Annotated in this window: 7 protein-coding genes; all 7 read right to left on the reverse strand. The window is 32.1% G+C overall.

Annotation, left to right across the window (positions count from 1 at the left end; all coding sequences use genetic code 11):
• Positions 1-690, reverse strand: a 690-nt coding sequence (locus ACJAX4_RS20850; RefSeq protein WP_435791353.1) for a hypothetical protein, incomplete at its 3' end; no start/stop codon positions are given.
• The gene (locus tag ACJAX4_RS20855; protein ID WP_435791354.1) at positions 671-1,252 is read right to left on the reverse strand and encodes a PilN domain-containing protein; all 582 of its coding nucleotides are present in this window, start codon (positions 1,250-1,252) and stop codon (positions 671-673) included. The genes ACJAX4_RS20850 and ACJAX4_RS20855, both read right to left, overlap by 20 nt.
• 11 nt (positions 1,253-1,263) lie before the next feature.
• A complete protein-coding gene (gene pilM, locus ACJAX4_RS20860; RefSeq protein WP_435791355.1) occupies positions 1,264-2,454 on the reverse strand; it encodes a pilus assembly protein PilM in 1,191 nt (396 codons plus the stop codon).
• A gap of 48 nt (positions 2,455-2,502) precedes the next feature.
• Positions 2,503-2,910 (reverse strand): type II secretion system protein, encoded by a 408-nt coding sequence (locus ACJAX4_RS20865; protein ID WP_435791356.1) that lies wholly within the window; start codon positions 2,908-2,910, stop codon positions 2,503-2,505.
• A 361-nt stretch (positions 2,911-3,271) separates the two neighbouring features.
• The gene (locus tag ACJAX4_RS20870; protein ID WP_435791357.1) at positions 3,272-3,736 is read right to left on the reverse strand and encodes a prepilin-type N-terminal cleavage/methylation domain-containing protein; all 465 of its coding nucleotides are present in this window, start codon (positions 3,734-3,736) and stop codon (positions 3,272-3,274) included.
• A 304-nt stretch (positions 3,737-4,040) separates the two neighbouring features.
• Positions 4,041-5,243 carry a type II secretion system F family protein gene (locus ACJAX4_RS20875; RefSeq protein WP_435791358.1) on the reverse strand — a complete coding sequence of 401 codons (1,203 nt, stop codon included), beginning with the start codon at positions 5,241-5,243 and terminating at the stop codon, positions 4,041-4,043.
• Between the two features lie 22 nt (positions 5,244-5,265).
• The coding region (locus ACJAX4_RS20880; protein ID WP_435791359.1) for a GspE/PulE family protein at positions 5,266-6,888 on the reverse strand (1,623 nt) is incomplete at its 5' end.

The raw sequence follows: 6,888 nt of genomic DNA on the forward strand, positions 1-6,888 counted from the left end.
GGTAAAAATTGTTAGATTGTTAACAATGATTTTTTCCGGAAAATCTTCCACAGCTTTTATGAAAGCATTAAGTTCATCATAGGTGCCTTGATATCCCATAGAAATTGAAACCTTTTCTACAGTAGTTGGTAATTTCTTTTCTGCCTCTTTATTTTCTGCGGTAGTTTTAGCTTTTGAATCATCTGTAGCTACCTTGTCTTTAGTTGCAGTAGAATTATTAGTTGCATCTGCTTTACTTGTTTTTGCTTCAGCACTTTTTAAAGCATCGTATTCGTCTACTATTACATCTAGTGACGATTTTTGTTTTTCTAAAGCATCATTTGCCACCGCTTCAGCAGATTCTAAAACATAGTTTGTCATTGTAAAACCACCGGTACTAACCTCAGATTTCTTAATTAAATTATCCATTATTAAAATAATCTTTTCCTGGACTACTGGTGGAAGCAAATCTTCTGAAAGTCCTAAAATATTTGAATTCATTATTTTTGTGTTCTTTTGCATGTTTTGCACATTCAAAGCTTGTTTACTTATCAGTGATAATTCTTCATCATACTTAATTTTTGTTTCAACTAGAGTATCTATCTTTTGTTTTTGTGGAGAATAAATTAAATTATAATAAGCCGTAATAATCGCTGCAATGCATAGAATGCCAATCATTACCTTCTCTCTTCTACTTATTTTGTTCTTCATTTACTTCCCCACCTTTTAATGTGCATATTAATGTAAATTTTTGCTGAGAATCATTATCCTCTGAACCTGAATTAATACCTGGCATAAATACCTCTTCAAAAATATTTAATTCCTTCATATTATGCAGTAATTCTGCAGCTGAAATTCTACTATCCGAGGAACATTGAATTTGTACTGCTTTATCAGTTATGGATATCGATTGAAAAAAAACTTTTTCTGGAGTAGTTGAAGAAATTTTTCTTATAAGTTCACTATTTATTATGTCCATGCTACGTACAGTTGAACTTACCTTTTTCAGCTCTTCATAATATTGCTGAGTTTTTTTAGTTTTTTCTCCCTCTGCCGCGAACTCATTTTTAATTTGCTGAGTCTTAGGTGAAGTCATTATATTTTCAATACTTTTAATTTCTTTTTCAATACCCACTATCCTAACGCTGTTTCCCACAAATATTGCAGCCATAAAAACAAAAATTAATATAGATGCTATTACTATAGTTAAGCGAGTTTTCAGGGACAAACTTTCATTGTCGAGATAGGGTCTGAAAAAGTTAAAATCTCTCATTGTCTCACATCCTAAATTTTTATTATAGCTCCTACAGCATTTAAGTAATACTCTGTTTCTACGCCATTTACACTATCCAGTAAATTAATATCCTTAATGATTTTAATGCACTCAATAGACATATTTAGAGCATTTGCAATATACTCTTCCATGCCTTTTATCTTGCTACTACCACCATGAATATATAAACTATTAATTATTTCTCCATCATTAGAATTTTTATAATATTGTAGAATCTTATTTATTTCTCTCATCCATTCATCTACTACTAGTCTAATAACACGGTTAACTAGCTCCTCATCTTCCTTCTGAAAACTTTCAGCGGATAAATCCCCTTCATACATTTTTCTTTTTTCTGCTTCAAAGATATCTACCCCTAGTTGCTGAGCTATATTACTATCTATATTTATTCCGCCACTGCTAATTATTTTTGTAAACTCACATATTCCCCGAGAAATAATATCAACATTTATAGATTGTTGACCTATATCTATAACTACAGTGGTTTCCTCTTTATCGTATTGTCCATTGCCAATTTTAATTTCCGTTGCAAACATCTTTGTCACTGCATTAAAATTCAAATCTAACCCTATAGGCGTTAATTTTAATTCCTTAGCTAAATCCAAATATCCCTCTGCCATTTCTTTAGGAATAACCGCTATTCTAACTCTAGCCTTTGTAGGTACATCCTCTTTCCTTTTGAACATATTTTTATTAATCTTCAAGCTTGTATTTAATCCTAACTTTTTCTCTTTTCTAGCTTCTATTTTTTCTTCTTGATCTTCTTCTGGTTGCTCTAATTTACTGTTTTGCTCTTCTTCTTTAAATGTTTCTAATATTATAAATTGGAATATATAATCCTCAAACTTTATGGGTAAATACTGTTGCATCTGTAGCTGTATCATAGACTCCATCTCTTTTAAATTTTTTATCATAGGCACAGTTATAATTCTAGTAATTATTGCAGAACTTTCAGTAGTAAAAATAACAGATTTAGTCTTAATTTCATTAATTTCTAGTGCCTCACTAATCTTTCCTTTCAAGGCTATAATATTGTTAATATGCCCATCATCAAAGGAATTTCTTGGTGTAGGAATGCTTACTGCCTTAAACACCTTTATACTTTTCCCACTCCTAACACCCTGAACAATTTTTATATTGCCACTGCCAATATCTATAACTAAAACTTTTCTATCTAACAAATTTTTCACCCCTTGCGGATTTTATAGTTGAGAATTATTATATATAAACTAATTTGCGTAATCTGCGTGAATAATAGGGTATAGGATTTTCTTATCCGTTCCTGAATCTGTATATACCTTAACCTCTCCATTAGAAACAGTTACCGTGACATAAAATTGATCTCCCGAAAATTCACTCATCTGCTGAGTTGGCACAGTTTGTAAATAAGTAAGTAATTTAAGATTAGCGTTAGCAGCAAGCCCCGAAGTATCCACTATAATTGCATTTTGTGCTACTAAAATTGAGCAAGCATTTCCAATAACCTTAGCATTAGTCACATCCGCCTGTTTCTTAGCAGACTGCTGTATTCCACCATACTTAGGCACTGCTATAGATGCTAAAATCCCTAGGATTGCTATTACTATAATAAGTTCTATAAGCGTAAATCCTTTTTTGTTTTTTTGCGGAATCTTCATGGTGGTAGCCTCCTTTGATTAGTATTTGTATGTAAAAATCTTGATAACAAGATTTAATTCTCAAAATTAATGATTATGGATTTATATATGTTAGATTTGATTTAACTATTAATATTTTATAATTTACTCTTAAAAATATATCAATTTTCACCTTCAGTGCAATAATACAGCCATCATCATATAGATGATGTAATATATTAAGAATTTTCAACTTTTGCATATTAATATCTATAGTTTTGTTCTATTATAATGTTTTCTTTAAATTATTGGTGCAAGGTATTGTTTGTAATTTAAAATGTTTCATTTATCCAAAGTTATAAAAACATTGGATAAATGAAATTATAAATAAGCTGTTAAAATTTTAGTCTGTGTCGTATTCACTACCTGAAGTTGGAGTTGGATACACTTGTGTATTAAATGCGGTTTCTTCTGCAGCATCACTTACATGAACTGCTGCATTTCCATCAGCAATAACAACCCAAAAATGATTACCTTTGTATAAACTAGATGTTGGTATTGACTGAAGATAAGTTCCTATTTGACCAGCAATGTGAGCATCAGTAGTAGGAGGATCAACCTCAGTAGACTCTGTAATTATCGCTCCTGTAACGTTAAATGTTGCTTCAGGTATTTTACCTTGTGCTACTAAAACCGAAACTGCATCAGATATTGTCTTTCCAGTCGCAATATCAGCCTTTATTTTTGCATTTTTCTGAATATCCCCAAACTTAGGCACCGCAATCGCCGCCAATATACCAATAATAGCAATAACAATAATAAGTTCAATAAGTGTAAATCCTTTTTTCTTTTTAATATTTTTAATCATTTTTAATTTCCCCCTTTTATTATTGTTTATATTTTAACTCCTTTTGAGAGCTAATAACTTTTTCAATGAATCCAGTTTTCCATTTAGCTTTAATATTACTACATCTAATGCTATCTATATTACTCTATAATGCATATATCGTATTATATACACTAATATTTATAGTAAATATAAATTTTCTCCGGAGTGACTTTCAATAAGAAGCGAAAAAACATTGAAATTAAATTTAGAAATTCTTCTTTTGTTAATGAAATTTCCCGTTTCACGCTCGTGTTGCAATGCACTTAAGAGATTTTCGCACCCTCTACTGCACATGATTAACCATATCAAACATCGGAAGCATCATCGCTATAACTATAAATCCTACAAGTCCACCCATTATAAGTATCATAAGTGGTTCAATCATAGTAGTCATTTTCTGCATTGCTTCCTCTACTTCATCATCATAAAAATTTGCAGTTTTATCTAAAATTTCATCAAGAGTTCCAGATTCTTCTCCTATTTTCATCATGGAGTACAACATTTTGGGAAATATCTCTATCTCACTTATGGCAGTTGAAAGGGGTATACCCTTCATTACCTTGTCTTTTGCTTTCATTATTTTAGACTGTACTAATTTATTTCCTACCACACCGCCTACTACCTCTAATGCAGACACTAGTGGAATTCCACTAGAAAGTATAGTAGCTAAACTTCTCGTAAAACGTGCCACTATTATTTTTTGAGTAGTACCTTTTATAAGTGGAATATTAAGTTTTAGTGTTTCTACAAATACTCCGCCTTTTTCTGTGGATTTTGCAGCTTTAATTCCAACGGTAGATAATATTATTATTGCTATTGCTATATACCATTTCGTCCTCATCCAATCACCTATGCCTATAACAATTCTTGTAGGTACTGGCAGTTCTGCACCATCAAACATATCAACAAAAGTTGGCATTACAAAGATTAAAAGAAATACTACTGCAGATATCGATATAACACCTAGAATGATAGGGTATACCATAGCACTCTTTATTTTCCCATTAATTTTATTGTCCTTCTCATAATGTTCCGTCATTCTAAGCATTATAGTATCAAGCTTTCCACTAACCTCACCTGCTTGTACCATGTTTATGAATAAGTATGGAAATATTTTGTCTTGATTCTCCATACTTTGTGATAATGTATTTCCCTTTTGAACATCATCATAGACTTCTTCTAGTGCAACCTTTAATTTTTTATTACCAGTTTGGTCCTTTAGTATATCAAGGCAATTTAGCATTGAAGAACCTGCGTCCAGCATTGTGTAGAATTGTCTACACATTATGGCTAAATCCTTAGTTGTTATTTTCGTGAGATAATTACCCATATCAAATTTCTTTTGCTCACTGCTTTCTCCTACCTCAATGGGATAGAATCCATTATCTTTAATCATTGCCAAAACTTCATTTTTGCTATTGGCATTGAAGGTTCCTTGTATCTTCTTACCATCATCATTTATAACCTTGTATTTATATAAGGGCATTTAATCACCTCATTTATTCCTTTTAAAAGGCATTTTTTATAAACTCATCTATGCTTGTTTCTCCACTTAATACATTTGTTTTGCATGCAGTAGTTAAAGTTTTTAACCCTAGAGTCTCATTTAACTTTCTTATGTCTTCTGTATTTGAATTGTTTTGAATGAGCTCTCTATGCGCGTGGGTTATTTCCATAATTTCATATATTCCTTGCCTTCCCAAGTATCCACTACCATTGCAGGCGGTACAACCAGAGCCTCTATGTAAGGTTATACTCTCACCACTAGGAACATCCAATATATTCTTTTCATAAAGTGATGCTTCATATCCTTTTTTACAGCTTGGACATATTTTCCTAATAAGTCTTTGTGCTACAATACCAGAAATCGCAGTAGCTGCTAAATATGGTTCTACTCCCATATCCGTAAGTCTTATTACAGCAGAAGCTGCATCATTTGTATGAATGGTACTTAAAACTAAATGCCCAGTTATAGCGGCTCTTACAGCTATTTGGGCTGTTTCTGCATCCCTAATTTCTCCTATCATTATTACATCTGGATCTTGTCTTAATATAGACCGAAGTCCTGCTGCAAAAGTAAGTCCTGCTTTTGCATTTACATTTACTTGACTTATACCTTCCATCATATACTCAACAGGATCCTCCACTGTAATTACATTAGTATCAGTGTTGTTTATTTCCTTTAAGGCTGCATATAAAGTAGTAGATTTACCACTCCCCGTAGGCCCTGTTACGAGTATTATGCCATATGGGCTTTTTAAAATCCTATCCATTTTCTCTAAATCATTGGCATCCATTCCTAATTGCTCTTTACCTACTAAAAAACTATCTCTTTTTAAAATTCTGGCAACAATCTTTTCACCATGTATTGTGGGCAAAACAGAAATTCGAAGATCTACCATGGAGCCATCTACTTCAGTGATAATTCTGCCATCCTGCGGCACTCTTTTTTCAGCAATATCAAGATTTGCCATGATTTTTATTCGAGTAGTTAGTGCTGCCACTGAATCTTTATTTAATCTTAGAACCTCTTGCAGGGTACCGTCAACTCTATAACGTATCCTCAAATAAGCTTCAAAAGGCTCAATATGCACATCACTTGTTCTTGACTTTATAGCGTTACTAAAAATTGAATCTACAAGCTTTACCACTGGTGCATTTTTAACATCATCTAAATTAAAACCTTCAGGCTTATTCAATTTCTCTTTTTCTTTTTTAGAATTCGACTCTTTATTTAACTCTTTTGCCTTCTGCTCAACATCTCGAGTTGAATAGTATTTATCAATAGCTCTATTAATTTCATCACTCGTAGCAATATAAGGAATGACATCATAACCAGAAGCTATTCTAGCATCATCAATGGCAAATATATTTAGAGGATCAGACATAGCAATTTTAATCTTTTGATTTTCATAGCCTATAGCAATTAACCCATATTTTTCTGCTAAATTTTCTGGAATAGATGCAACTGCATTTTTATCCAGTTCTGTAACATCTAAATATACCCTATCTATGTCTAGTTGCATCTTAAGCACTTCAATTATATCGTTTTCTGTAAGTATGCCATCGTCAATTAAAAGTTCTCCTAGTTTTTTACCTGTACTTCTCTGTTTACCTAGAACATCTTTTAA

It is taken from the genome of Clostridium sp., assembly GCF_051278035.1.
Lineage (GTDB): Bacteria > Bacillota > Clostridia > Clostridiales > Clostridiaceae > Clostridium_AD.

What these genes read in the sequence shown, in the direction of transcription:
- ACJAX4_RS20855 (WP_435791354.1), bottom strand. Translation starts at nt 1,252, where the DNA reads ATGAGAGATTTTAACTTTTTCAGACCCTATCTCGACAATGAAAGTTTG.
- ACJAX4_RS20865 (WP_435791356.1), bottom strand. Translation starts at nt 2,910, where the DNA reads ATGAAGATTCCGCAAAAAAACAAAAAAGGATTTACGCTTATAGAACTT.
- ACJAX4_RS20875 (WP_435791358.1), bottom strand. Translation starts at nt 5,243, where the DNA reads ATGCCCTTATATAAATACAAGGTTATAAATGATGATGGTAAGAAGATA.
- ACJAX4_RS20870 (WP_435791357.1), bottom strand. Translation starts at nt 3,736, where the DNA reads ATGATTAAAAATATTAAAAAGAAAAAAGGATTTACACTTATTGAACTT.